Genomic DNA, 23445 nt, shown 5'->3' with positions numbered 1-23445 from the left:
ACCTATCCCAATTGCCCCAGCACCGGAAAATTCTCGAGCAGCCAGTATGACACGGTCTGCACGCCGCCGGTCAGGAAAAACACGCCGGCGACCACCAACAGCGCACCGATGGCTTTTTCGACGCGGCCGAGATGGACGCGGAATTTCCCGAGAAAGCGCATGAAGGCGCCTGAAAACAGCGCCGCAACGAGGAAGGGAATACCGAGGCCGAGCGAATAGGCGGCAAGCAGCAGCGCGCCCTCGCCCACCGTCTCGCGGCCGCCGGCAAGCGTCAGGATCGGCCCCAGCACCGGGCCGATACAGGGCGTCCAGCCAAAGGCGAAGGCCAAGCCCATGACATAAGCGGCGATCAGGCTGGCCGGCTTGCCTTGTGACTGGAAGCGCGCCTCGCGTGAAAGCAGCGGGATGCGCAGTACGCCGAGGAAATTCAGCCCCATCAGGATGATCAGCACGCCAGCCGCCATTGCCAGCGGCTCCTGCCAGACTCGCAGCAGATGGCCGATGGTCGAGGCGCCGGCGCCGAGCGCGACGAAGACGGTCGAAAAGCCGAGCACGAAGGCGATGGAGGAATTAACCAGCGCGCCGCGTGCACCGGCCTTTGCCGTAATGCCGGCCTCGCCGCGGAAATCGTCGACCGACACGCCGGCCATATAGCACAGGTAAGGCGGCACCAGCGGCAGCACGCAGGGTGACAGGAACGAAATTGCTCCCGCCCCGATCGCGCTGACATAGCCGACGTCCAATGCCATTTCCGTCTCCCGATGACTGCGCAGCCATATAGCTACGACAACGGCCGTCCGCCAATCACCATCGCGTGGCCCCATCACATTGGATAGCAAGTCGTCGCCCCTCGCCTGGATCGATGGAAAACAACTCGGGAAGAAAGGGCGGCCAGGCAGCGTTGATCAAACGAAGCTGCGTTGTTCCGCGCGCTTTTCGAATGATCCAGGGAGAAGTCCATGAAAACGATCGCAATTGGCATGATCGCGCTTTTGCTCGGCACCACGGCGTCCTTGGCCGCCGAGGCGTGGAAGGAAGCAGAAGTCGGCGGCACCAAGATCTACACCGACGCCAGCGGCATGACGCTCTACACCTACGACAAGGACGAGGCGGGCAAGTCGAACTGCTACGACAAATGCGCCGCCAATTGGCCGCCGCTGAAGGCTGACGCCAACGCCAAGGCCGAGGGCGAGTGGACGATCGTCGACCGCACCGACGGCACCAGGATGTGGGCCTACGAAGGTAAGCCGCTCTACACGTTCATCAAGGACAAGAAGGCCGGGGACGTCACCGGCGAGGGTGTCGGCGGCGTCTGGCATATCGCCAAGGCCGACTAAGCCTTGAGCTTCTGATCCGCTGTAACAGGCGGTAACACGGCTGGTCGCTGGGAACTCGACCCAACCGCCCCGGCGGCCAGCTTTTCGGCACGGCAATTCCTTGCGACTGTCCGAGCAAAATGCCGGGCTACCGATCACGCCCTTCACAGCATCTGTTCAAGCAGGGCTGGCGCGTGCTCGATGTTTCTCTTATATCCGCGGGAGAGTTTGTCCCGTTCTCCAGGATCAATTGCCGGGTTTGTCCAGCGATAGGCTGCCCATTTCCCTTGTCCAGGATTGCGGAAATCGCATGGCGCGCCGTTGGGTTGCGCATTCGGTACAGGGCCGCATTTTGACTGCTTGGCCTTGACCGGATGCAAAAGCGCGGCCATGTGAGCGACACATTGAACGAGATTTCGTCGCGCGCAGCGGAATTCTTCTGCCGCATCACAACTGATATGAGACCGTATGGACGTCGTCGTCGTCGAATCGCCGGCCAAGGCGAAGACAATCAACAAATACCTCGGCAAGAACTACAAGGTTCTGGCCTCGTTTGGCCATGTCCGCGATCTGCCGGCCAAGGATGGCTCGGTGCGTCCGGATGAAGACTTTGCCATGTCCTGGGCCGTCGACACCGCGTCTGGAAAGCGTCTCGCCGATATCGCCAAGGCGGTCAAGGACGCCGACGGGCTGATCCTCGCCACCGATCCGGACCGCGAGGGCGAAGCGATCTCCTGGCATGTCCTGGAAGTGTTGAAGCAAAAGCGCGCGTTGAAGGACAAGCCGGTCAGCCGCGTCGTCTTCAACGCCATCACCAAGGCGTCCGTGCTGGAGGCGATGGCCAATCCGCGCCAGATCGATGCGCCGCTGGTCGATGCCTATCTCGCCCGCCGCGCGCTCGACTATCTGGTCGGCTTCACGCTGTCGCCCGTGCTGTGGCGCAAGCTGCCCGGCGCCCGCTCCGCCGGCCGCGTCCAGTCGGTGGCGCTGCGTCTGGTCTGCGACCGCGAATCCGAGATCGAGCGCTTCATCCGCGAGGAATACTGGCAGGTCGCTGCCATTCTCGGTACGCCGCGCAAGGAAAATTTCGAGGCGCGGCTGACCGCCTTCGAGCGCAAGAAGCTGCAAAAGCTCGACATTTCCAACAAGGCGCAGGCCGACGACATCAAGGCGATGCTGGAAGGCGCCAGCTTCAAGGCGGCGTCGGTCGAAGCCAAGCCGACCAAGCGCAATCCCGGGCCGCCCTTCACCACCTCGACGCTGCAGCAGGCAGCCTCATCGGGTCTCGGCTTTTCGGCCAACCGCACCATGCAGGTGGCGCAGCGGCTCTATGAGGGCATGGAGATCGGCGGCGAGACCACCGGCCTGATCACCTATATGCGAACCGATGGCGTGCAGATGGCACCGGAGGCGATCTCTGCCGCACGCGATGCGATCGCCAAGGAATTCGGTGCCAAATACCTGCCTGAAAAGCCGCGCTACTATTCCGCCAAGGCCAAGAACGCCCAGGAGGCGCACGAAGCGATCCGTCCGACCGATTTCATGCGCACGCCGGCTTCCGTCAGGCAGTATCTCGACGCCGACCAGGCGCGGCTTTACGAGATGATCTGGAAACGCGCCATCGCCAGCCAGATGCAGCCGGCCGAGATCGAGCGCACCACGGTCGAGATCGAGGCCATCAACGGCCCGCGCACCGCCGAGCTTCGTGCTGTCGGCTCGGTTGTTCGCTTCGACGGCTTCCTTGCCGCCTACATCGAGCAGAAGGAAGAAGATTCGGAAGACGAGGAAAGCCGCCGCCTGCCCGAGGTCCGTGCCGGCGAGCAGCTCACACGCGAGGCGATCAACGCTACCCAGCACACCACCGAGCCGCCGCCGCGTTATTCGGAAGCTTCGCTGATCAAGAAGCTGGAAGAGCTGGGCATCGGCCGGCCGTCGACCTATACGGCGATCCTGAAGACGCTCGAGGATCGCGATTACGTCACCATCGACAAGCGCAAGCTGGTGCCACAGGCCAAGGGCCGGCTATTGTCAGCCTTCCTCGAAAGCTTCTTCGAGCGTTATGTCGAGTACGACTTCACCGCTTCGCTCGAGGAGAAACTCGACGAAATCTCCGACGGCAAGCTCGCCTGGAAGGACGTGCTACGCGATTTCTGGAAGGATTTTTCCGGCGCCGTCGCCGACATCAAGGAGCTGCGGGTCACCGACGTCCTCGATGCATTGAACGAGGAACTGGCGCCGCTGGTGTTTCCGGCGCGCGAAGACGGTTCGAACCCGCGCATCTGTCCGAAATGCGGCACCGGCAACCTGTCGCTGAAGCTCGGCAAGTTCGGCGCCTTCGTTGGCTGCTCGAACTATCCCGAATGCTCCTTCACCCGCCAGCTCGGCGACGCCGCCAATCCCAATGGCGAGAACGGCAATGGCGAAGACGGCACCAAAGTGCTCGGCAAGGACCCCTATACCGCCGAGGAGATCACGCTGCGCAATGGCCGGTTCGGCCCCTATATCCAGCGCGGCGACGGCAAGGATGCCAAGCGCTCCAGCCTGCCCAAGGGCTGGACTGTCGATTCGATCGATCATGAAAAGGCGCTCGCCCTGTTGTCGCTGCCGCGCGACGTCGGCAAGCATCCGGAATCCGGCAAGATGATTTCGGCCGGGCTGGGGCGCTACGGGCCGTTCGTGCTGCATGACGGCACCTACGCCAATCTCGACAGCATCGAGGACGTGTTCTCGATCGGCCTCAATCGCGCCGTCTCGGTGATCGCCGAGAAGCAATTGAAGGGCAAAGGCGGCCGCAATGGCGGCACCGCCGCTGCGCTCAAGGAACTTGGCGAGCATCCTGCCGGCGGCGGCAAGATCGTCGTGCGCGACGGCAAATACGGGCCTTATGTGAATTTCGGCAAGGTCAATGCGACACTGCCGAAGGGCAAGGATCCGCAATCGGTGACGATCGAGGATGCGGTTGCGCTCATTGCGGAAAAGGAAGCCAAGGGCGGCAATGGCGCCAGGAAGCCCTTCCGCAAAGCGGCCGCGCCTGCCAAGAAACCGGCTGTGGCCAAGAAACCGGCGGCCAGGAAAAAGGGATAGGACGGGTTGGCGCGCAAAATCTCCGGAAGAAGCCACGGCGATCTGCGCACCGCCGATACCCGCGCCAAGGTCAGGGATAATTACCGGCCTTCGCGTGACGAGATACTGCGTTACATCGCCGAAAATCCGGACCGCGCCGGAAAACGCGACATCGCCAAGGCGTTTGCGCTGCGCGGCGAAGACCGTATCTGGCTGAAGGACGTCTTGCGCGACCTGCAGGATGAAGGCCTGCTGACCAAGGAGCGCAAGCGGCTTGCCCGTGTCGGCGCCCTGCCCCACGTCGCGGTGCTCGACATCTTCGGTCGTGACGCCGACGGTGTGCTGCTGGCGCACCCGACCGAAGCGATCGGCAATGGCGAACCTCCGGTCATAGCGATCCGCGTGTCGCGCGGCGGCAATGGCCCGACGCCGGGCATCGGCGACCGGGTGCTGGCCAAGACCTTTCCGACCGACGATCCGGCAGGCCCGGCCTATACCGGCCGGGTGATGAAGATATTCGAGAAGCGCACCGATGCGGTTCTCGGCGTTTTCCGTGTGCTGAAGGACGGCACGTTCCGCATCGAGCCGGTTGAAAGGCGCCAGCCGGAGCTGGTCGTCGACAAGGAATTCCAGAACGGCGCCAAGAACGGCGACCTGGTCGAGGTCGAGCCGGCGCGGGCCTCGCGCTACGGGCTGCCGCGAGCCAAGGTTCTGGCGGTGTTGGGGTCGCTGACCAGCGAAAAGGCGGTCTCGATGATCGCCATCCATGCACACGACATTCCGCATATTTTCCCGGCCGACGTCATCGCCGAGGCGGAGGCGGTCAAGCCGGCGACGCTTGCCGGCCGCGAGGATTGGCGCGAGCTGCCGCTGCTCACCATCGATCCGGCCGACGCCAAGGATCATGACGACGCGGTGTTCGCCATTCCCGACACCGACGAGAAGAACGCCGGTGGCGTGGTTGTCACCGTCGCCATTGCTGATGTCGCTGCATACGTGCGTTACGGCACGGCGCTCGATCGCGAAGCGCTAAAGCGCGGCAATTCGGTCTATTTCCCCGACCGCGTCGTGCCGATGCTGCCGGAGCGCATCTCGAACGACCTCTGTTCACTGCGCGAGGGCCAGGATCGTCCGGCGATAGCGGTGCGTATGACTTTCTCGGCCGATGGCCACAAACTCAGACACTCGTTCCATCGCGTCATGATGAAGTCTGCGGCGAAACTCGCCTATCAGCAGGCGCAAGCGGCGATCGACGGTGCACCGGACGACACGACTGGCCCGATCCTCGATGCGGTGCTGAAGCCGCTATGGGACGCCTACGCGATCCTGAAGCGCGGCCGCGACACGCGCCAGCCGCTCGAGCTCGATCTGCCGGAGCGCAAGATCCTGCTCAAGCAGGACGGCACCGTCGACAAGGTCGTCGTGCCGAAGCGGCTCGACGCGCACAAGCTGATCGAAGAGTTCATGATCCAGGCCAACGTCGCCGCCGCCGAGACACTCGAGGCGAAGCGTCAGGCGCTGGTCTACCGCATCCACGATGCGCCCTCTCTCGCCAAGCAGGAATCGCTGCGTGAATTCCTGCAGACGCTCGGCCTGTCGCTGGCGCGCGGCGCGCAGATGCGGCCGAACCAGTTCAACGGCATCCTCGCTCGCGTGCGCGGCGCCGACAATGAGGGGCTGGTCAACGAAGTGGTGCTGCGCTCGCAGAGCCAGGCCGAATATTCGCCCGCCAATATCGGCCATTTCGGCCTCAATCTTAAGCGCTATGCGCATTTCACCTCGCCGATCCGCAGATATGCCGACCTGATCGTGCATCGCGGGCTGATTGCCGCACTCGGCCTTGGTCCGGGGGGCCTGACGCAGGACGAGGCGGAGCGGCTGGAAGAGGTCTCGGCACTGATTTCCGCGACCGAGCGGCGCGCGATGGCCGCCGAGCGCGACACGGTCGACCGGCTGATCGCCGCCTATCTCGCCGAGCGCATCGACGACCGTTTCGACGCCCGCATTTCGGGCGTGACCAAATCGGGCCTGTTTGTCCAATTGCCGCAGTATGGCGCGGATGGCTTCATTCCGGTTTCAACCCTGGGCGGCGACTACTATATATACGACGAAACTGCTCGATCGCTTTTCGGAGAACGCACAGGCAAGGGCTATCAGCTTGCTGATCGCGTCGAAGTTCGCCTGATCGAGGTGGCGCCGATGGCCGGCGCGATGCGTTTCGAGATGCTGACCGAGCCAAAGCCGCTGCCCGGCTCCAAACGGTCGTTCCACAAGGCCAAAGGCCGCGCCCGGGCGTCGCAATCGCGCCCAGGCACGCGCGGCAGGAGACGGTAATGCCAACAGAACTGCAGGTGGAAGAACGGGTTTTTGGCGGCGAACATCACTCGGGTCGGACCGCCCGGCCGCTATGGACGGCAATGAAGCGCGGCATGCTCGGCCGCTGCCCGCATTGCGGCGAGGGCAAGCTGTTTCGCGCCTTCGTCAAGACCGTCGACAAATGCGATCGTTGCGGCGAGGAGCTCCACCACCATCGCGCCGACGACCTGCCGGCCTATCTCGTGGTTGTCATTGTCGGCCACATCGTGCTCGGTGCTTTCATGGGTGTCGAGGCGACCTCGACGCTGTCTACCTGGCAGCACATCGCCATCTGGGTGCCATTGACCATCATTCTCGCCGTCGTCCTGCTGCAGCCGGTCAAGGGCGCTGTCATCGGCCTGCAATGGGCGTTTTATATGCACGGCTTTGGCGGTGAAGAAGATCTGATCGAGTCGCATCCCGAGGCTTGAAACCGAGGCTGGCGCAAATCGGCATGGCTGGACGCCACTTTCGCATCGGAGAAGATTCCGCTAGGTCGAGCGCATGGACGTTATGACCAAGGCGGAAGTCGACAAGGTTGAGCGGATCGCGCTCGATGCCAAGCCTATACGCCCGCGTGACGCCGCGACGCTGATCCTGCTCGACCGCAAGAGCGACGAGTTCCTGGTGCTGATGGGCCGGCGCCACGCCGGTCATGCCTTCATGCCGGGAAAATTCGTGTTTCCCGGCGGCCGCACAGACCCAGCCGACAGCCGCATCCCGACAGCCACCGCACTTCATCCAGAGGAAGAAGCGAGATTGACCGCTGGCATCGGCCGCACCAGCCCGGCCCGTGCCCGCGCCATTGCCCTGTCGGCAATCCGGGAAACCTATGAGGAGGCCGGCTTGCTGATCGGCCAAAAAGGCACCTTCGCGACCGCCAAGAGCGACTGGCAGGGCTTTGTCGAGCACGGCGTCATCCCATCACTGCAAGCGCTGCGCTTCGTCGCACGCGCCATCACCCCGCCCAACCGGGTGCGCCGCTTCGATACGCGCTTTCTCGCGGCATGGCGCGACGATGTCGCGGTGCAACTGCCGGATGGCGGTCCGACCGATGAGCTGGAAGACGTCGTTTGGTTGCCATTGGCCAAGGCCAGGCAAGCCGATATTCCAGACATCACGCGCACGGTCCTGGAGGAGCTGGAAAAGCGGCTCGCCCGGGATCCGCTGCTGAGCCCCGGCGGTCCGGTGCCGTTCTACCGGCTTGTCCGCAATCGCTTCGTCCGCGAAATTCTCTAGAGCAGCCAGGCATTTCATGACAGTGGATACCCAGCGAGAGGTCGAGGAACGCGTACACTGGCTGCCGATGGTCGCAGCGATCTCGTCGATCAGCGTCGTCGGTATCGCCATCGGACTTGGCATGCCACTGCTCAGCGTGATCCTGGAGACGCGTGGCCATTCCGCGTCGATGATCGGTCTCAACACCGCGGTCGCGGGCCTCGCCTCGATCGCCGGCGCGCCGCTCGCCACCCCGCTCGCCATGCGGTTCGGGGTCGCCTGGACGATGCTTGCCATGATCGCCGCCGGGGCACTGGCCTTTGTCGGTTTCCATTTCGCACCAGCCTTCTGGATGTGGTTTCCGTTGCGCGTGCTGCTGCATATCGCGCTGACGGTGCTGTTCATCCTGTCGGAATTCTGGATCAGCACCTCGGCGCCGCCACACCGGCGCGGACTGGTCCTCGGCATCTATGCCACCGTGCTATCTCTCGGCTTTGCCGCCGGGCCTTGGCTGTTCGCCCATCTCGGCAGCAGTGGCTTCCTCCCCTTCGGCGTTACCATCGCCTTGGTTACGCTCGCTGCCATACCGGTCTTGGCGGCACGCAACGAGAGCCCGACGATCGTCTCGGACGGCGAAACCAGCAATTTTCTACGTTATATCTGGCTGGTGCCGACGGCCACCGCGGCCGTGTTGGTGTTCGGCGCGGTCGAGACCGGCGGCTTTGCCCTGTTCCCGGTCTACGGTAACCGCATCGGCTACTCAGAGGCGGACGCCGCCCTTTTGCTCACCATGATCGGGCTTGGCAACGTGCTGTTGCAGATCCCTATCGGCATGATCAGCGATCGCGTCAGCGACCGCCGCTATCTGCTGATGGCCTGTGCCACCGTCGGACTTGCCGGCACGGTCTTCATGCCGTTCTTCGCGCAGAACTGGCATTTGATGGCAGCGCTTCTGTTCGTCTGGGGCGGTGTGGTCGCTGCCATGTACACAATCGGTCTGGCGCATCTTGGCTCGCAGCTTTCCGGCCATGAACTGGCCTCCGCCAACGCCGCCTTCGTGCTTTGCTACGGCGTCGGCATGGTGCTTGGCCCGCAGGCAATCGGCATCGGCATGGACGCTTTCGGGCCGTCGGGCTTCGGTTGGGCGCTCGGCCTGTTCTTCGCCTGCTATATCGTGCTGGTCGGCACCAGGCTGCTCCGCAAAATCCTCTGAGTCGGCCCAGCTGCCGACATCGCTCCCACTGCTGACCAACTCCTGACACAACCATGTCAGGAGGGCTCGAGTATATGCTCCCCCAAAGTGCATAAGCAGGGAGACCTCGGATGATCGATAGTGGCTTTGAAACGAAATCGCTGCGGATGGAATTGCTGCTGCTGGTGACCTTTCAGGCACCGGCAGCCGACATCGACCGCATCATGGAGGCGGTGGTCGCGATCGCGCCGCTCAGAATGGGCAAATATGACAGCAATGCCTTTCAGTCGGCGGACGGCATCGAACGCTACCGGCCACTTGAAGGTGCCGCCGCCGGCGCCGAGGCGGAATTGCGCAGGCGACCAGGGACTGTCGAAGTGTCGTTCGAACTGCCTGACGACCAGAAGCTCGCCGCTCGCGTCGTCGAAGCGATTTACCAGCTTCACAGCTATCAGGAGTCGGTGATCCGCATTCAGCCACTGCTTGCCAGCCGCTCCAAGGGCCTCGACGACCGCGCCAATCCGAACCGCTGGTGGAACACGACGGGGGACTGGAACAAGGTTGAGCTGGCCACAGCGGACGCATGAGCGTTGCGGTCAGCTCCTTTCTCCCCGTTTTTCCAGGGAAATCGGCAGCCCCGTCGACAACGCTCCCTCGCGACGCTGGTGATTGGCGAAATCCGAGGCGACGGCCAATCTCCCCCCAAGTGGGGGAGATGTCCGGCAGGACAGAGGGGGGCGCTGTCCCGCCAGCCTTGCCGTGATGTCCGGCCTATGCGTGGCGCAGGTCGGTAAAGGATTTACGATGCGCCAGCCAGACCAGCCTCGATGACGATGTGCTGGCAGACATTGCCAATATCGCGAATGATATCGTCGTTCCAGAAGCGCAGGATAATCCAGCCATCCTGTTGCAGACGCTTCGTCCTTACTTCGTCACCTGTGGCCGCTTGGCGTTTGCGCGGTGTTGCGGAGGCAATGGCGTGTGCGGCATCGTCACTTCTCCCGGAATGTTGAGAAACTCCCAAGCTCGAAGACTATAGAGGTCGGCACTCTACGTCGCCCCCCTCTTCCCTGCCGGGCATCTCCCCCACAAGGAGGGAGATTGGCGGCTTCGCCGACGGCGCCTAAACAGGCTGTCGTAGCTGGGGTTGACTTTCCGGGCGCGTTCTTTATGTGTCGCGGCAAGTTTCCCGCGTCCGGGTGTTTCCCCGTGCTCCAGCGGCCAAAACTCCACGAACATTAACGGACGAACATCATGGCCAAAGCCGCAAACATCAAGATCAAGCTTCTGTCGACCGCCGACACCGGTTTCTTCTACGTGACCAGCAAGAACAGCCGCACCAAGACGGACAAGCTGTCGTTCCGCAAATACGATCCGGTCGCCAAGAAGCACGTCGAGTTCAAGGAAACCAAGATCAAGTAATCGGGTTTTCTCTCGCAGTACCGAAACGCCGCCTTCCGGGCGGCGTTTTTCGTTTCGGGGATGCAGGACTAGCCGATGCGACCGCCGCTTGCCGGATCGAACAGATGCAGCGATGCCGGATCAGCCGACAGGCGCACGGCCTCACCCGGCTTCACGCTCGCGCGGCCCATGGCGAAGACGCAGACCTGCTGGCCGGCAAGCCTGGCATAGAACTGGGTCGACAGGCCGAGCGGCTCCACCACGCCCACCTCGCCTTTCAGCGCGCCATTGTCGGCGAGCCGGATATGCTCGGGCCGCAAGCCGACGGTGATCGCATCGCCATCCCTTAGCGGCATGCCGTCCGGCAGCCTCAGCTTCTGGCCGTCGGCCAGGATGGCATCCGGCTTGGCGCCCTTTTCAACCACGGCAGGCAGAAAATTCATGCCGGGCGAGCCGATGAACCCGGCGACGAACATGTTGACCGGCCGGTCGTACAGATCGAGCGGCGCACCGACCTGCTGGACGAGGCCGTCATGCATGACGACGATGCGGTCGGCCATTGTCATGGCTTCGGTCTGGTCGTGGGTGACATAGACCGAAGTGGTCTTCAATTGCTGGTGCAGCGCCTTGATCTCGGCACGCATGTGGACGCGCAGCTTGGCGTCGAGGTTCGAAAGCGGCTCGTCGAAGAGAAAGACCTTCGGGTCGCGCACGATGGCACGGCCCATGGCGACGCGCTGACGCTGGCCGCCGGACAATTGCCGCGGCAGGCGCTGCAGAAGCGCATCGAGCCCGAGCCGCCTGGCGGCACCGTCCACCCTTGCATCGATCGCCGGCTTGCCGGCCTTCCTCAGCATCAGGCTGAAACCCATGTTCTTCGACACATCCATGTGCGGATAGAGCGCGTAGGACTGGAATACCATGGCAATATCGCGATCCTTTGGCGCGATGTCGTTGACCAGGCGCTCGCCAATATGGATTTCGCCGTCGGAGACCTCCTCCAACCCGGCGATCATGCGCAGCAGGGTCGATTTCCCACAGCCGGACGGGCCGACCAGAACGACGAACTCGCCGTCGGCGATTTCGAGATCGACAGCGTGCAGAACGCGCACGGCTCCATAGTCTTTGCGGACTTTGTCGAGTGTAACGGAGGCCATCGATCTATCCCTTGACGGCGCCGGCGGTAAGGCCGGTGACGAGGTAGCGTTGCAGGAAGGCAAAGAAGACGCAGACCGGGATCAGCGCCAGGATGGAAGCAGCCATCATCTGTCCCCAGTCGACCGCGAATTTGCCGATATAGGTGAGCAGGCCGACCGCGAAAGTCTTCTGGTCGTCGCTGGAAATCAGCATCAGCGCAAACAACAACTCGCTCCACGCGGCGGTAAAGACGAAACCGAGCGTCGCCCCCATGCCGGGCAGCGTCAGCGGCACGATCACCTTGCGCATCGCCTGCAGGCGCGTGCAGCCGTCGATCATGGCTGCCTCTTCCAGATCTCGCGGAATGCCGTCGAAGAAGGACTGCATCAGGAAGGTCGCAAAGGCCGTATTGAAGGCGGTGTAGATGATGACGAGGCCGGTCAGGCTGTTGATGAGACCGATCTGCCCCATGATGCGGTAGATCGGCGGAATAACCATCACCAGCGGAAAAGTCTGGGTGAGCAGAAGCAGGATGGCCAGGGTGGCCTTGCCGCGGAAGGAAAATCGCGACATGGCATAGCCGGCCAGCGCGGCAATGACCGTTACGAAGGCTGCCGTCGACACCGAAACGATAACGCTGTTCAGGAAGTAGCGCGGAAAATCAGTGGCTTCGAGCACGGTGACGAAGTTCTGCAGCGTCGTTTGCGACGGCCAGAAAGTGATGCCTTCGGAATAGAGCAGCCGCTCGGGCGTGACCGAGATCTTCAACGTCCAGAAGATCGGGAACAGCGCGAAGGCCATATAGGCACCGATGGCGCCGTAAAGGCCGATGCCGCCGACAACGCGCGAGGAGACGGAGCGTCCGGCAATCATCAGACGTGCCTCACCAGCGAGCGGCGGATGCCTATCAGCGCAATCGCATAGACGATGAGCAGCACAAGCAGCAGCACCGCCACCGCCGAGGCATAGCCCTTATCCAGTGACTTGAACGCGCTGACATAGATATAGACCGGCACCGTTGCGGTCGAACCGGCAGGCCCGCCTTCGGTCATGACGAAGATCAGGTCGGCGAAGGTCGCGATCCATATGGTGCGCAGCATGACGGTAATGACGATGGTCGGCGCCAGGAACGGCAGCGTCACCTTGGTGAAGCGCTGCCACGGCGAGGCGCCGTCGATCGCCGCCGCCTCATGCAGTTCCGACGGGATCGACTTCAACGCCGCCAAAAGCGTAATGGCAAAAAAGGGAATGCCGAACCAGACATTGGCGACGATCGGTCCCCACATGCCTGTTGAGGGATCGGAGAGAACGTTGGTTGGCTCGGCTTTCAGTCCAAATGCATAGAGCCAATGCGGCAGCGGCCCGATGATCGGATTGAACAGCCAGGCCCAGGTCAGGCCCGAGAGGAAGGATGGTACCGCCCAGGGCAGGAACACCACCGCCTGCACGATCTTTCTGCCCCGGAACGGTGTGTCGAGCAGCAGCGCCAGGCCAAGTCCAAGGAAAAATTGGAAGAACAGGCTGGCTGCCGTCCACCACAGCGTGTTGACGAGCGCCTGCCCGAGCACGGTATCCGACAGCATCGCCTGATACTGCCCAAGCCCGACATATTCGGATTTGAAAGCGGAGAATTTGCGGAACGAGTAGCCGATGCCGATGACCAGCGGCACCAGCAGCACGACGACCAGCAGCACGATCGCCGGGCTGAGATAGAGCCAGGGCTCGATCGCGGCATGGGACAGCCGCTTCTTTCGCGGCCTGCCGGCGGATCGTATTTCGGACACGGCATAGGTCATACGGACAGCTCTGTTGCAGGCGGCTCTACGGTGACAGGCGGGTGCAGCGACGGCGACAGCGCCCTTCTCCCCGTTCACGGGGAGAAGATGCCGGCAGGCAGATGAGGGGCGGAGCCAGCCCGGCAGAACGTAGCGCTGCCCCTCATCCGACCCTATCGGGCCACCTTCTCCCCGCAAGCGGGGAGAAGGAAAGGAACAAAAGCTATTTCTTGTTCTTGGCCAGCCAGTCCTGCTGTTCCTTGGTCAGGAACTTGGCCCATTCGTCGGCCACGTCCTTGGCCGCCTTCTGGCCAAGCAGCACTTCCTGAAAATTCTTGATCGCCACCTGGTCGACGAAATTGCCGAGATTTTCCAGATGCGTCGGCGGCGTCACCATCTCGTATTTGTCGCCGTTGTTCAGTTCCTCGAACCAGCCTTTGAACTGCTCGGTCCTGAAGTGAGCGTCCTGGTCGGCGCCGTTATGGATCGGAATGACGCCGACTTCCTTTGCCCACTCCAGATTGTCCTTGGGCGACAACAGCGTCGCCATCAGCTTCCAGGCATCGTCCTTGTGCTGGGAATTGGCGAACATCGCCCAGCCGGCATAACCGAGCGTCGGATAGGATTTGCCGCTCGGCCCGACCGGCATCGGCGCCACGGCGAAGTCGTCGGCGCTCATCTTGTCGGCGATGCCGAGCAGCGCGTCGGGATCCTGGTTCAGCATGGCGCAGGTGCCGGAATAGAAGCCGGTGACGGTCTCGTTAAAGCCCCAGCTCACCGCATCTTTCGGCGCCAGGCCGTTCTTGTACATGTCGGCGAGCATCTGCAGGCCCTTGACCGAGCCTTCCTCGTTGATCGTCGAGGTGCCGTCCTCGTTGAAATAGCCCCCCTTGCCGGCGGCGATGTTCATGAACATATGCATGCCGTTGAAGGCGCCCGGGCCGCCGCGCAGGCAGTAGCCGTATTTGCCCGGTATCGCCGAGATCTTCTTGGAGTCCTCGACGAATTCATCGAGCGTCGCCGGCGGGCCGTCCAGGCCGGCCTCCTTGAACAGCTTCTTGTTCCAGAACAGCGCGTTCAGGTAATAGCCGTAAGGGATCATGTACTGCTTGTTATCGACCGTCGAGCCGAACTGCTTGGCACGCTCGCCTAGCGTTTTGGCATCGTCCCATTTTGCCATGTATGGCCCGAGATCCTCGAGCTGGCCGTTGGTCGCATAGAGACCCATCCAGCGCTCCGGCATCTCGACGATATCGGGCGTGTCGCCGGCCTGCACCATGGTGAGGAACTTCTCGAACGCCTGTCCCCAGGGCAGCGATACCAGCTCGACCTTGACACCCGGATTGGCCGCCTCGAATTCGGCGATCTGCTTCTTGAGGAATTCGGTACGCGGCGGACTGGTAATGACCTCGACCATCTTGACCGTGGAATCGGCCAGCACGCTGCCGGCGGAAATCGCCAGACCCGCGACGGCACCAAGAAGGATGCTCAGTTTTTTCATGTTCAGCACTCCCATTTTGAACGGCTCCTTTATCTTTTTGCTCTGTCGAAGGCCTGGGCAACATCCGCCCACAGGTCTTCGACACTTTCCAATCCGACACTGAAGCGGATTGTTCGCGGGCTGACGCCGAAGCGCGCCATCGAATTCAGGCCCGGCGTCTGCTCGAGCGAGGCCTTTGCCGGAACGACCAGGCTCTCATGGCCGCCCCAGCTGACGCCGATTCGAAAGAGTTTCAGCGCATCGACGAAAGCCGGGATGTCGACGTCTTCCGTCACTTCGAACGAGAACAGCCCGGCATAGCCGGCAAGCGTCGCCTTGCCTGGATGGTTGGAATAGGCCGGGTGGTTGACCCGCTCGACATGGCCATGCGCCTTCAGCCGTTCGGCAATGGTCAGCCCGCTCTTCATGTGATGCGGCAACCGCAGCGGCAATGTGCGCAGGCCACGCAGCAGCAGCCAAGCCTCGAAAGGCGAAAGTTTGCCGCCGAGATAGGAATAGGTCTGCTCGTTGATGTGTCGGATATGGGCAGCCGAACCGGCCACCACACCGGCGACGGTATCGCTGTGGCCGCCGAGATATTTCGAGGCCGAATGCAGCACCAGGTCGACACCGTGCGAAATCGGCTTCTGGAACACCGGGGTCGCCCAGGAATTGTCGATCGAGGTGATAATGCCCTGCTCTTTGGCCAGCCGTGCCAGATGCGTTACGTCCTGGAGCTCGAACATCATCGACGTCGGGCTTTCCAGGTAGAGCAGTTTGGCGCCGGGAAGTGCTGCGGCGACCGCGTCCGGATCGGACCCGTCAACATAGTCGACCTTGATATTGAGCCGAGGCAGAAGCCGCTCGAACAGCCGGTAGGCGTCGCCGTAGCAATTGCGCACGACGACCATCCGCTCGCCGGCACCGACGAAAGCAAGCACCGTGGCGCTAATCGCCGCCATGCCGCTGGAAAAGCCGCGCGCGGCCTCCGCCCCTTCGAGAGCGGCGACACGCGCCTCGAACTCCATGACCGTCGGGTTGTCGCCGCGCGAATAGATCGGCTGGCGTCGCCTGCCGGCGAATGTGTCGGCCATCTCGGCATAATTCGCGAAGGTGAAGAGCGAAGTCTGGTAGATCGGCGGGACCACCGCGCCGCCGGGGAAAGGCGCGTCATGGGCGAGAAGCGTCGCCGCCTCGGCGAGATACTCGTTTTCGAAATCGGCGGAATGGTCGCTCATTTCTGGCCTGAAAGTTCGAGTTTGGCCGCGCCGCGCTTCAGATCGTCCTCGACGGTGGCGATCAGCTTGAGCGCCTCGGCCCGAGCCCCCTCAGGATCGTGCGCGGCGATGCGTTCGTAGATGGTGCGGTGGTAAGGAAAGCTGGCGTGGCCGAAGTCGCGCACGCCGAGCGGATGTTCCCAGAAACGGTGGAACAGCTCGTGCATGGCGGCTATGATCTGCTCGAACAGCGGATTGCCGGACGTGCGATAGATCGACTGATGGAATTCCCAGTCTTCCTCCGCCGACATGCCGGCGCGCGTGTGAAAGGCCTGCTCCATAATGTCAAGCTTGCGCGCGATCTCGGCGATCTCGGCCTGGTCCGCGCGGATGGCGCAAAGGGCGGCGGCCTCCGCTTCCAGTGCCCGGCGGATTTCCAGTGTCTGCATCAGGCTGGTGAAATCATTGCCGCCAGCCAGCGTCAGCGGCATGTGCAGCATGTCCAGCGAGACCACTCCCTTGAGATAGGTGCCGCTGCCTTGCCGCCGTTCGACCAGGCCGAGCCCTTCCCAGCGCGTCAGCGCCTCGCGCACGGTGTTGCGGCTCACCTTGAGGCGCTCGGCAAGGATGCGTTCGGTCGGCAGTCTCTGGCCGGGTCCGAGAGCTTCCCGCATTACAAAGCCGGCCAGCGCCTTGAGCACCGCGTCGTCGCGAGCAGTTGCCTGTATGGGGGAAAGGCCGAATTCGGTCATGCCAAGGGTCCCAAATGGCTCAATGGTCCAACCAATTTCTGCATAGAAGACTGGGCCCTGTCAATCGGCTGCGGGCATATGCGTACCGCCCCCAGCGTGCTGATCAAGGCATGGCCTAGCTGCCACGACAAAAAGCCAGCATTTTCTGGATGCTGACGCAGAGTCCTGATGTGTTTTGAAAATTGGGGGCCGGCCGGCGTTTGGCAGCGGTACGAGGAGGCCACTATGTGCCAGCGCCGGCCGGCCGACCCCACGGACCCAGGAGATGCGGCGGACCTGAGCATCATGGGGTATTCTTTGGGTCGAACCGGCGATCTAGCCTCGTGCCGGTTACGTCTAAGGGCTGCACATTTGCGCAACAACTTATGAAAATCAACAGTTTCTTAACCAAGCCTCCCAACTCGCTTGGATTAAGGTAAATTCGTAACCTTGTCGGGTTGACTGGCTAATTCGTCTGTGGTGCTACGCCGCCTTGGCGACGACGCGATTGCGGCCGCCGCTCTTGGCCTCGTAGAGCGCGAGGTCGGCGCGTTTCATCAGCGCCGCGACCGTGTCCACCCCTTTCAACACCGACGACACGCCGACGCTGACGGTGACTTCGACGGCCTTGCCTTCGGTGCCGACGGCAAACGGCAGCTGGGCGATTTCGGCGCGAATGCGCTCGGCGACCTTTTCGGCTACCGCGCCGTCCGTGTCCGGCATCACCACGACGAACTCCTCGCCACCGAAGCGGCAGGCTAGATCGATGCCGCGAACATTCTTGCGCAGACGCCGCGCGAATTCGCGCAGCACGTCGTCGCCGCCGTCATGGCCATGCGTATCGTTGATGCTCTTGAAGCGGTCCAGATCGGTGATCATCACCGACAGCGGCCGGCGCCGTGCCACGGCGCGATCGAACAGAGTCTGCAGATGGCTGTCGAGATAGCGGCGGTTGTGCAGGCCGGTCAGGGCATCGGTCACCGCCATCTCGATGGTCTGGGTGACGCTGGCGCGAAGCTGGTCGTTGTAGCGCTTGCGGCGCACCTGCGTGCGCAGCCGCGCGGTCAGCTCCTGCTGGTCGATCGGCCGCATCAGATAGTCGTTGATGCCGAGTTCGAGGCCGCGGATGATGCGCCCCTCCTCGCCCTCGTCCGCCAGAAGGATGATCGGCAGGAAACGGGTGCGATCGAGCGAGCGCAATTGCGAGCAGAGCCTCAGCGGGTCGAAATCGGCGAAGGCCGTCGAGATCATCACGCATTCATAGGGCAGCTCGGCGGCCTGGAAGAAGCCGGCGTGCGGATCGTTGGCGACGTCGAGATCGGCACTGCCGCGCAGCATCTTCTGGATGCGCTCGAACGAGGATTTGCGCTCGTCGACCAGCAGCACCTTCGGCACGGCATCATCGGTGGCGAAGTTGCGGCTCAAAAGCTCCTCGATGCCGATATTGCGTGTCGTCGAGGCGCGCAGCCGCAGCTCGTCGGTGAGCGATTTCAGCCTGACCAGACTCTTGACGCGCGTCATCAACTGCAGATCGTTGACCGGCTTGGTCAAAAAATCGTCGGCGCCGGCCTCGAGGCCGCGCACCCGGTCCGAAACCTGGTCGAGCGCGGTGATCATCACGACCGGGATGTGCGATGTCGCCGGGTCGCCCTTCAGCCGCCGGCAGACCTCGAACCCGTCCATGTCGGGCATCATCACGTCGAGCAGCACGACGTCGACCTTGCCGTTCTCGCAGATCTCGATCGCATCCGGCCCGTTGGTGGCGGTCAGAACCTCGAAATATTCGGCGAGCAGCCGAACCTCCAGCAGCCTGACATTTGCTGGGATATCGTCGACGACGAGGATCCGCGCGGTCATTTCACAAAGCTCCGGCTCGGCTGGAAAGATACATCAGGCATCGCCCAGGTAGGATTTGATGGTCTCGATGAAACGCGGCACCGAGATCGGCTTGGAGATGTACGCCTCGCAGCCGCCCTGGCGGATGCGCTCCTCGTCACCCTTCATCGCGAAGGCGGTGACGGCGATGACCGGGATGACGTGGAGATCGTCGTCCTCCTTCAGCCATTTGGTGACCTCGAGGCCCGACACCTCCGGCAGCTGGATGTCCATCAGGATGAGGTCCGGCCTGTGCTTCCGCGCCAGATCCAGCGCTTCCAGGCCGTTGCGTGTGCGCACCGTCTCGTAGCCGCTCGCTTCGATGAGGTCGCGAAAGAGCTTCATGTTGAGCTCGTTGTCCTCGACGATCATAACCTTCTTAGGCATCGATTTCCCGTCCCGGCTGGCCTTCCACTCGAAGGGTGCCGTCATGCGCCCCTTGTCGGCACGCACCAAACCTGTTCCCACTATACGGCAATATGATTGACGAAACGGAAACCGGCTGCCCGAAAAGCGTTCGGATTCCAGGTCGGCGAGCTTGCTGCCGGCGACACTTGCCACTACTGCGAAAACAGAACGATTCCGCCCATGAAGGAAGGTAGCGATGGCAAACGCAGCGTCAATGCGCGAGGAAGCGGAAACCATTGCCGTAAAGGCGTTGGGCTTCGTCGCCGCCGATCCGGAACTTCTGCCCCGCTTCCTGGCGATCACCGGCATCGAAGCCCATTCCATCCGCCAGGCGGCGGGCGAGCCGGGATTCCTGGCCGGCGTGCTGCAGTTCATCCTTGCCCACGAGCCGACGCTGATGCGTTTTTCCGAGGAGACCGGAACGCCACCCGCCGCAGTGGGCAAGGCGTTGCGCGCTCTGCCGCTCGGCGACGACAATCATGAGCATTCAACATAAGCGGCGATCCCGAGACAGCGGACAGATCGAAGAACTTGCCGCCGACAACGGGCCAGTGCTGATGCTTTATGGCGTTGCCTCATCCCCACTGTCGTCCGTCCCAACGGGGTCGGCCGGCTTCAGCATGGCGCCGTTGACCGTGACCGAACCGTCTGCCTTAGCGTTGACGACCCATTCCAGTCGACCATCCGGCAGTGCCTTGCCGAACCCTTTGACGGCGAGTGCGAACGGAAAATACTGTGCCGCTTCCGGTTCGGTCTTGGCCGCCGTCTGCAGGGCCTCCACGATCTTGTCATAGCCCGCGACATCGATGGTTATGCTCGCCTCGGGCTTCTTGCCGGGGAACGTCATTTCACCTTCCATCGCGACTTCGACATTGCCGTTCTTCACGGTGCTGTGCCCCAGGACCAGCTTGGGGGTCTTGGCCAGGAAATCAGCGGAAATCTGGTCGCCGAAATCGCCCGGCAACGGCGGATTTTTATTAAGATCAAGCGTTTCGATGGCTTTTTTCGCTATGCTGTCGAGATCGATGTTGGCGCCGCCGAAACTGAGGTCGATATCCGTCGGCAACAACGCGACGCTCCAGCTGGGCAGCATCTGCTGCGGCAGCGTCAGGCCGGCGGCCTTGATCGCATAGGTTATCTGACCGTTCTGCAAGATACCGTCCATCCCGACCGCCGTGCTCAACTGTGTCGCACCGAAATTGCCGAGCTGGGTCTCCACCACGAAATCCTTGAAGCTGTAGGTGCCGTCTATTCTTTCCCACAGCGGTAATACGGCGAGCAGACGCGACTTGAACTCCGCTTGGTTCGCCTTGAGCTTGGCCTCATCCTCGTTGGCCACGGCGAAGGCAAGTAAATCGAGCAGCGGCTTTGTCCGCATGCCCTTGCCCGTCGCATCCACCGCCGCGTGCGGCGACTTGACATTGTATGAGAATTTCAGACCGCTCTTGGGATCGTCCAGTCTGACGGTTTCGGCAAAGGCGGTCATTGTCTGTGAATACGCAAAATCTATGCCGCCATTCGCTGATTTCGTCGCGCTCATGCTGCCAGCGCCGCCTTCCGCAGACACTTCCACATTCTGCAGCGGGCTTTTTACACTCATCGTGACGCCCGAAGTGGAACCCGAGGCGTTCACAAAGGCCGCTAGATCAGGGTCATAGATACCGGCGAACTTGTTGTCCGACACGGAGAAGTCGATGTGCTGCGCCCCCTCCGGACCGACGAAATCAACAGATCCCTTCGGAGACACGTCCACCGAAACGTCCCACTGACCATCTTTGCGCGGCTTCGCCAGAACGAAGTAAGGCGTGGAGTCCAACTTGAAGGATTGCTGCTTTGCCAGCAAATCCGTGACCGGCTTGAAGTCGAAAGCGATCTTGTAGGCATTGCCCTCGACTGAAACTTTCACGAACCCAATGTCGAACGGCTTCTTGCCGAAATAGTGCGCCAGATCGTCGGAAAGCCGTTTTGCGCCTTGATTGTCAACGGTCTGGGCGAAGGCGGGCGCGCTGAGCGCGAGAGCGAAAACAAGTGCCAAAACACGCTTCACGTTTGTTCTCCGTTGATCTCGGAAGGCGAAATTGCTTCATGCTTCTGGTAGGGAAATACCATCACAACCGCAAGACGAAGACAGTACGCCAGGCAATTGTCTTGCTAAAGTACCAGCCGCACCAGCGGCCGGCCCGGCTTGCGCTCGACCAATCGCTGGAACCCGGCTTTTTCGAAGACCCGCGACGAGCCGACGAACAGCCCGATCGAGCGCGAATCCTTCGACAGGTCGATCGGGCAGGCCTCGATCAGCCGGGCGCCATTTTCCCGTGCAAAGTCGATGCCGCCTTCGACCAGGCGGTGCGACAGTCCCCTGCCGCGTGCCTTGGCGCGGATAAAAAAGCAGGAGATCGCCCAGACGCCTGGATCGCTGGCATCGGCGGGGTCGAGCGGCGCCGACCCCCTGCCCTGGTTATTCCACTCGGGCACGTCGGCGCGCGGGCCGATCTGCATCCAGCCGACCGCCTGGCCGCCCTCGAAGGCCAGCAGGCCAGGTGGTGGTCCGGCCTCGATCCGGGCTTTGATGTGGTCCTTGTTCCGCTCCCGGTTGCTCGCGCGGCGCGCTGCCGGCGACAGCCGGAAATGTGTGCACCAGCAGCCGTAGCAGGCGCCTTGCTTACCGAAAAGATCTTCGAAATCCGCCCAAAGCTCGGGCACTAGCGGCGCTATGGTCGTATTCATGAGCTCTCTCCCGGCCCACCGCCTTGTCGTGGCGTCCGTCCTGACGTACCATTGCATTTGTTCTCTTTATGTTCGCAGCGATGGCGGCTCCTGTCAACAATCCCGAACACGGTTTTTGCCGCGACTGCCTGAGTTTTCAGCGCAGCGAGGCACGCCGTTGCGAGCGCTGCGGCAGTCCACGGCTTGCCCGCCATCCGGAGCTCTACCGGCTGCATCTTGCCCATGTCGATTGCGACGCCTTCTACGCGGCGGTCGAAAAGCGCGACAACCCGGCGTTGAAGGATCGGCCGTTGATCATCGGCGGCGGCAAGCGTGGCGTCGTCTCCACGGCCTGCTACATCGCCCGCATCCACGGCGTGCGCTCGGCGATGCCAATGTTCAAGGCGCTCGAAGCCTGCCCGGAAGCGGTGGTCATCCCGCCGGACATGGAAAAATACGTCCGCGTCGGCCGCGAGGTGCGCGCCATGATGCAGGCACTGACGCCGCTGGTCGAGCCGCTCTCGATCGACGAGGCTTTTCTCGACCTCGCCGGCACCGAGCGCCTGCATGGCCTGCCGCCCGCGGTGGTGCTGGCGCGCTTCGCTCTCAGCGTCGAAAAAGAAATCGGCATCACCGTTTCGGCAGGCCTGTCCTACTGCAAGTTCCTGGCCAAGGTGGCGTCGGACTTCCGCAAGCCGCGCGGATTTTCGGTGATCGGCGAGGCCGAGGCGATCGGCTTCCTGGCCGAGCAGCCGGTGACGCTGATCTGGGGCGTCGGCAAGGCCTTTGCCGCCACGCTCGAGCGCGACGGCATCCGCACCATCGGCCAGCTGCAGCGCATGGAACGCGGCGACCTGATGCGCCGCTATGGCGTGATGGGCGACCGGCTCTACCGGCTTTCGCGCGGTGAGGACGACCGTCGCGTCGTTCCCGACCAGGACGCGAAAAGCGTCTCGGCGGAGACCACTTTCGACACCGACATCGCCTCCGTCGACGAACTGGTTTCGGTGCTGAGGGCGCTGTCGGAAAAGGTCTCGGCCCGGCTGAAAAAATCCGGCATTGCCGGACGCACCGTCGTCCTCAAGCTGAAGACCCAGGATTTCAAGATCCGCACGCGCAATCGCCAGCTCGGCGATCCGACCCGGCTGGCCGACCGCATTTTCTCGACCGGGCTCGAGCTACTGCACAAGGAAGCGGATGGCACGAAATACCGGCTGCTCGGCATTGGCGTCAGCGATCTCTCCGACGATGACAGGGCGGACCCGCCCGACCTGGTCGACGTCCAGTCACGCAAGCGCGCCATGGCCGAAGGCGCTATCGACACGCTGCGCGGCAAGTTCGGCCGCAGGGCGGTGGAAACTGGCTATACCTTCGGCAAGGGCCGCGATGCGCACCCGCCCGAACCGATCGAGGACTAGTGGTCTGACGCTGCCGATCTCAATACGCCGTCGTCATCCTGGGGCGAAGCAAGGAGCGAAGCGACGCGCAGACCCCAGGATCCATATGTGGACGGCCCCCTGCTTGCAAGGTGTGGCTCAGGTCTGATCGGATCGCTTGCATCCATATGTCCG

The 23445-nt window shown here is 62.5% G+C and carries 23 protein-coding genes; 10 read left to right on the top strand and 13 right to left on the bottom strand.

All coding sequences use genetic code 11. From position 1 onward, the window contains the following. Nucleotides 1–2: 2 nt before the first annotated feature. Nucleotides 3–749, bottom strand: a complete 747-nt coding sequence (locus tag AC0L2X_RS14660) for a cytochrome c biogenesis CcdA family protein (protein ID WP_352493140.1) — start codon at nt 747–749, stop codon at nt 3–5. 210 nt (nt 750–959) lie between these two features. Between AC0L2X_RS14660 and AC0L2X_RS14655 the strand changes: the two genes are divergently transcribed. After that, the gene (locus AC0L2X_RS14655; RefSeq protein ID WP_473559686.1) at nt 960–1337 is read left to right on the top strand and encodes a COG4315 family predicted lipoprotein; all 378 of its coding nucleotides are present in this window, start codon (nt 960–962) and stop codon (nt 1335–1337) included. Between the two features lie 143 nt (nt 1338–1480). Here the strand turns inward: AC0L2X_RS14655 and AC0L2X_RS14650 are convergent, their stop codons facing one another. Continuing rightward, nucleotides 1481–1708, bottom strand: a complete 228-nt coding sequence (locus AC0L2X_RS14650; RefSeq protein WP_473559684.1) for a hypothetical protein — start codon at nt 1706–1708, stop codon at nt 1481–1483. A 76-nt stretch (nt 1709–1784) separates the two neighbouring features. Between AC0L2X_RS14650 and topA the strand changes: the two genes are divergently transcribed. The 6 genes from topA (at nt 1785) to AC0L2X_RS14620 (ending at nt 9731) form a co-directional block, all read left to right on the top strand. After that, nucleotides 1785–4400 (top strand): type I DNA topoisomerase, encoded by a 2616-nt coding sequence (topA, locus tag AC0L2X_RS14645; RefSeq protein WP_473559682.1) that lies wholly within the window; start codon nt 1785–1787, stop codon nt 4398–4400. A 6-nt stretch (nt 4401–4406) separates the two neighbouring features. Then, nucleotides 4407–6713: a ribonuclease R gene (gene rnr, locus AC0L2X_RS14640; RefSeq protein WP_473559681.1), complete on the top strand. Its 2307-nt coding sequence runs from the start codon at nt 4407–4409 to the stop codon at nt 6711–6713. Further along, a complete protein-coding gene (locus tag AC0L2X_RS14635) occupies nt 6713–7165 on the top strand; it encodes a DUF983 domain-containing protein (RefSeq protein WP_352667881.1) in 453 nt (150 codons plus the stop codon). Before rnr ends, AC0L2X_RS14635 begins: the two co-directional genes overlap by 1 nt. A gap of 73 nt (nt 7166–7238) precedes the next feature. Further along, nucleotides 7239–7973 (top strand): NUDIX hydrolase, encoded by a 735-nt coding sequence (locus AC0L2X_RS14630; RefSeq protein ID WP_473559680.1) that lies wholly within the window; start codon nt 7239–7241, stop codon nt 7971–7973. A 16-nt stretch (nt 7974–7989) separates the two neighbouring features. Then, complete coding sequence (locus tag AC0L2X_RS14625) at nt 7990–9165, top strand: MFS transporter (RefSeq protein ID WP_352667885.1); 1176 nt, start codon at nt 7990–7992, stop codon at nt 9163–9165. A gap of 110 nt (nt 9166–9275) precedes the next feature. Beyond that, the gene (locus AC0L2X_RS14620) at nt 9276–9731 is read left to right on the top strand and encodes a YqfO family protein (protein WP_473559679.1); all 456 of its coding nucleotides are present in this window, start codon (nt 9276–9278) and stop codon (nt 9729–9731) included. Nucleotides 9732–9943: 212 nt separating this feature from the next. Here the strand turns inward: AC0L2X_RS14620 and AC0L2X_RS14615 are convergent, their stop codons facing one another. Next, a complete protein-coding gene (locus AC0L2X_RS14615; protein ID WP_473559677.1) occupies nt 9944–10168 on the bottom strand; it encodes a DUF559 domain-containing protein in 225 nt (74 codons plus the stop codon). A gap of 230 nt (nt 10169–10398) precedes the next feature. Between AC0L2X_RS14615 and rpmG the strand changes: the two genes are divergently transcribed. Beyond that, complete coding sequence (gene rpmG, locus AC0L2X_RS14610) at nt 10399–10566, top strand: 50S ribosomal protein L33 (protein WP_006201775.1); 168 nt, start codon at nt 10399–10401, stop codon at nt 10564–10566. Between the two features lie 68 nt (nt 10567–10634). Here the strand turns inward: rpmG and AC0L2X_RS14605 are convergent, their stop codons facing one another. From AC0L2X_RS14605 to AC0L2X_RS14570, 8 genes are all read right to left on the bottom strand, one after another. Continuing rightward, the gene (locus AC0L2X_RS14605; RefSeq protein ID WP_473559675.1) at nt 10635–11702 is read right to left on the bottom strand and encodes an ABC transporter ATP-binding protein; all 1068 of its coding nucleotides are present in this window, start codon (nt 11700–11702) and stop codon (nt 10635–10637) included. Nucleotides 11703–11706: 4 nt separating this feature from the next. Next, nucleotides 11707–12555: a carbohydrate ABC transporter permease gene (locus tag AC0L2X_RS14600; RefSeq protein WP_473559673.1), complete on the bottom strand. Its 849-nt coding sequence runs from the start codon at nt 12553–12555 to the stop codon at nt 11707–11709. After that, the gene (locus tag AC0L2X_RS14595) at nt 12555–13478 is read right to left on the bottom strand and encodes a carbohydrate ABC transporter permease (RefSeq protein WP_473559671.1); all 924 of its coding nucleotides are present in this window, start codon (nt 13476–13478) and stop codon (nt 12555–12557) included. The genes AC0L2X_RS14600 and AC0L2X_RS14595 overlap by 1 nt, the downstream gene beginning before the upstream one ends. 202 nt (nt 13479–13680) lie before the next feature. Then, nucleotides 13681–14958 (bottom strand): ABC transporter substrate-binding protein, encoded by a 1278-nt coding sequence (locus AC0L2X_RS14590; RefSeq protein ID WP_031212851.1) that lies wholly within the window; start codon nt 14956–14958, stop codon nt 13681–13683. Nucleotides 14959–14987: 29 nt separating this feature from the next. Further along, complete coding sequence (locus AC0L2X_RS14585; RefSeq protein WP_473559669.1) at nt 14988–16175, bottom strand: PLP-dependent transferase; 1188 nt, start codon at nt 16173–16175, stop codon at nt 14988–14990. Next, nucleotides 16172–16906 (bottom strand): FadR/GntR family transcriptional regulator, encoded by a 735-nt coding sequence (locus tag AC0L2X_RS14580; protein WP_473559667.1) that lies wholly within the window; start codon nt 16904–16906, stop codon nt 16172–16174. Before AC0L2X_RS14580 ends, AC0L2X_RS14585 begins: the two co-directional genes overlap by 4 nt. Before the next feature lie 462 nt (nt 16907–17368). After that, nucleotides 17369–18742: a PleD family two-component system response regulator gene (locus AC0L2X_RS14575; RefSeq protein WP_473559666.1), complete on the bottom strand. Its 1374-nt coding sequence runs from the start codon at nt 18740–18742 to the stop codon at nt 17369–17371. Nucleotides 18743–18775: 33 nt separating this feature from the next. Beyond that, the gene (locus AC0L2X_RS14570) at nt 18776–19192 is read right to left on the bottom strand and encodes a response regulator (RefSeq protein WP_473559806.1); all 417 of its coding nucleotides are present in this window, start codon (nt 19190–19192) and stop codon (nt 18776–18778) included. Between the two features lie 172 nt (nt 19193–19364). Here AC0L2X_RS14570 and AC0L2X_RS14565 point away from each other — a divergent pair, with 172 nt between their 5' ends. Further along, nucleotides 19365–19664, top strand: coding sequence for a DUF3572 domain-containing protein (locus AC0L2X_RS14565; protein ID WP_473559665.1), 300 nt, complete (start codon nt 19365–19367; stop codon nt 19662–19664). 66 nt (nt 19665–19730) lie between these two features. Here AC0L2X_RS14565 and AC0L2X_RS14560 read toward each other — a convergent pair whose 3' ends face one another. Both AC0L2X_RS14560 and AC0L2X_RS14555 read right to left on the bottom strand, forming a co-directional pair. Further along, nucleotides 19731–21215: a hypothetical protein gene (locus AC0L2X_RS14560; protein WP_473559663.1), complete on the bottom strand. Its 1485-nt coding sequence runs from the start codon at nt 21213–21215 to the stop codon at nt 19731–19733. A gap of 104 nt (nt 21216–21319) precedes the next feature. After that, a complete protein-coding gene (locus AC0L2X_RS14555) occupies nt 21320–21895 on the bottom strand; it encodes a GNAT family N-acetyltransferase (protein ID WP_473559662.1) in 576 nt (191 codons plus the stop codon). 68 nt (nt 21896–21963) lie between these two features. On the opposite strand from AC0L2X_RS14555, the gene AC0L2X_RS14550 reads away from it, so the two are divergent. Beyond that, nucleotides 21964–23292, top strand: a complete 1329-nt coding sequence (locus AC0L2X_RS14550; protein WP_473559660.1) for a DNA polymerase IV — start codon at nt 21964–21966, stop codon at nt 23290–23292. The last annotated feature ends 153 nt before the right edge of the window (nt 23293–23445 follow it).

Source organism: Mesorhizobium sp. WSM4828, from assembly GCF_055811175.1.
This window is presented reverse-complemented; position numbering and strand designations above follow the sequence as displayed.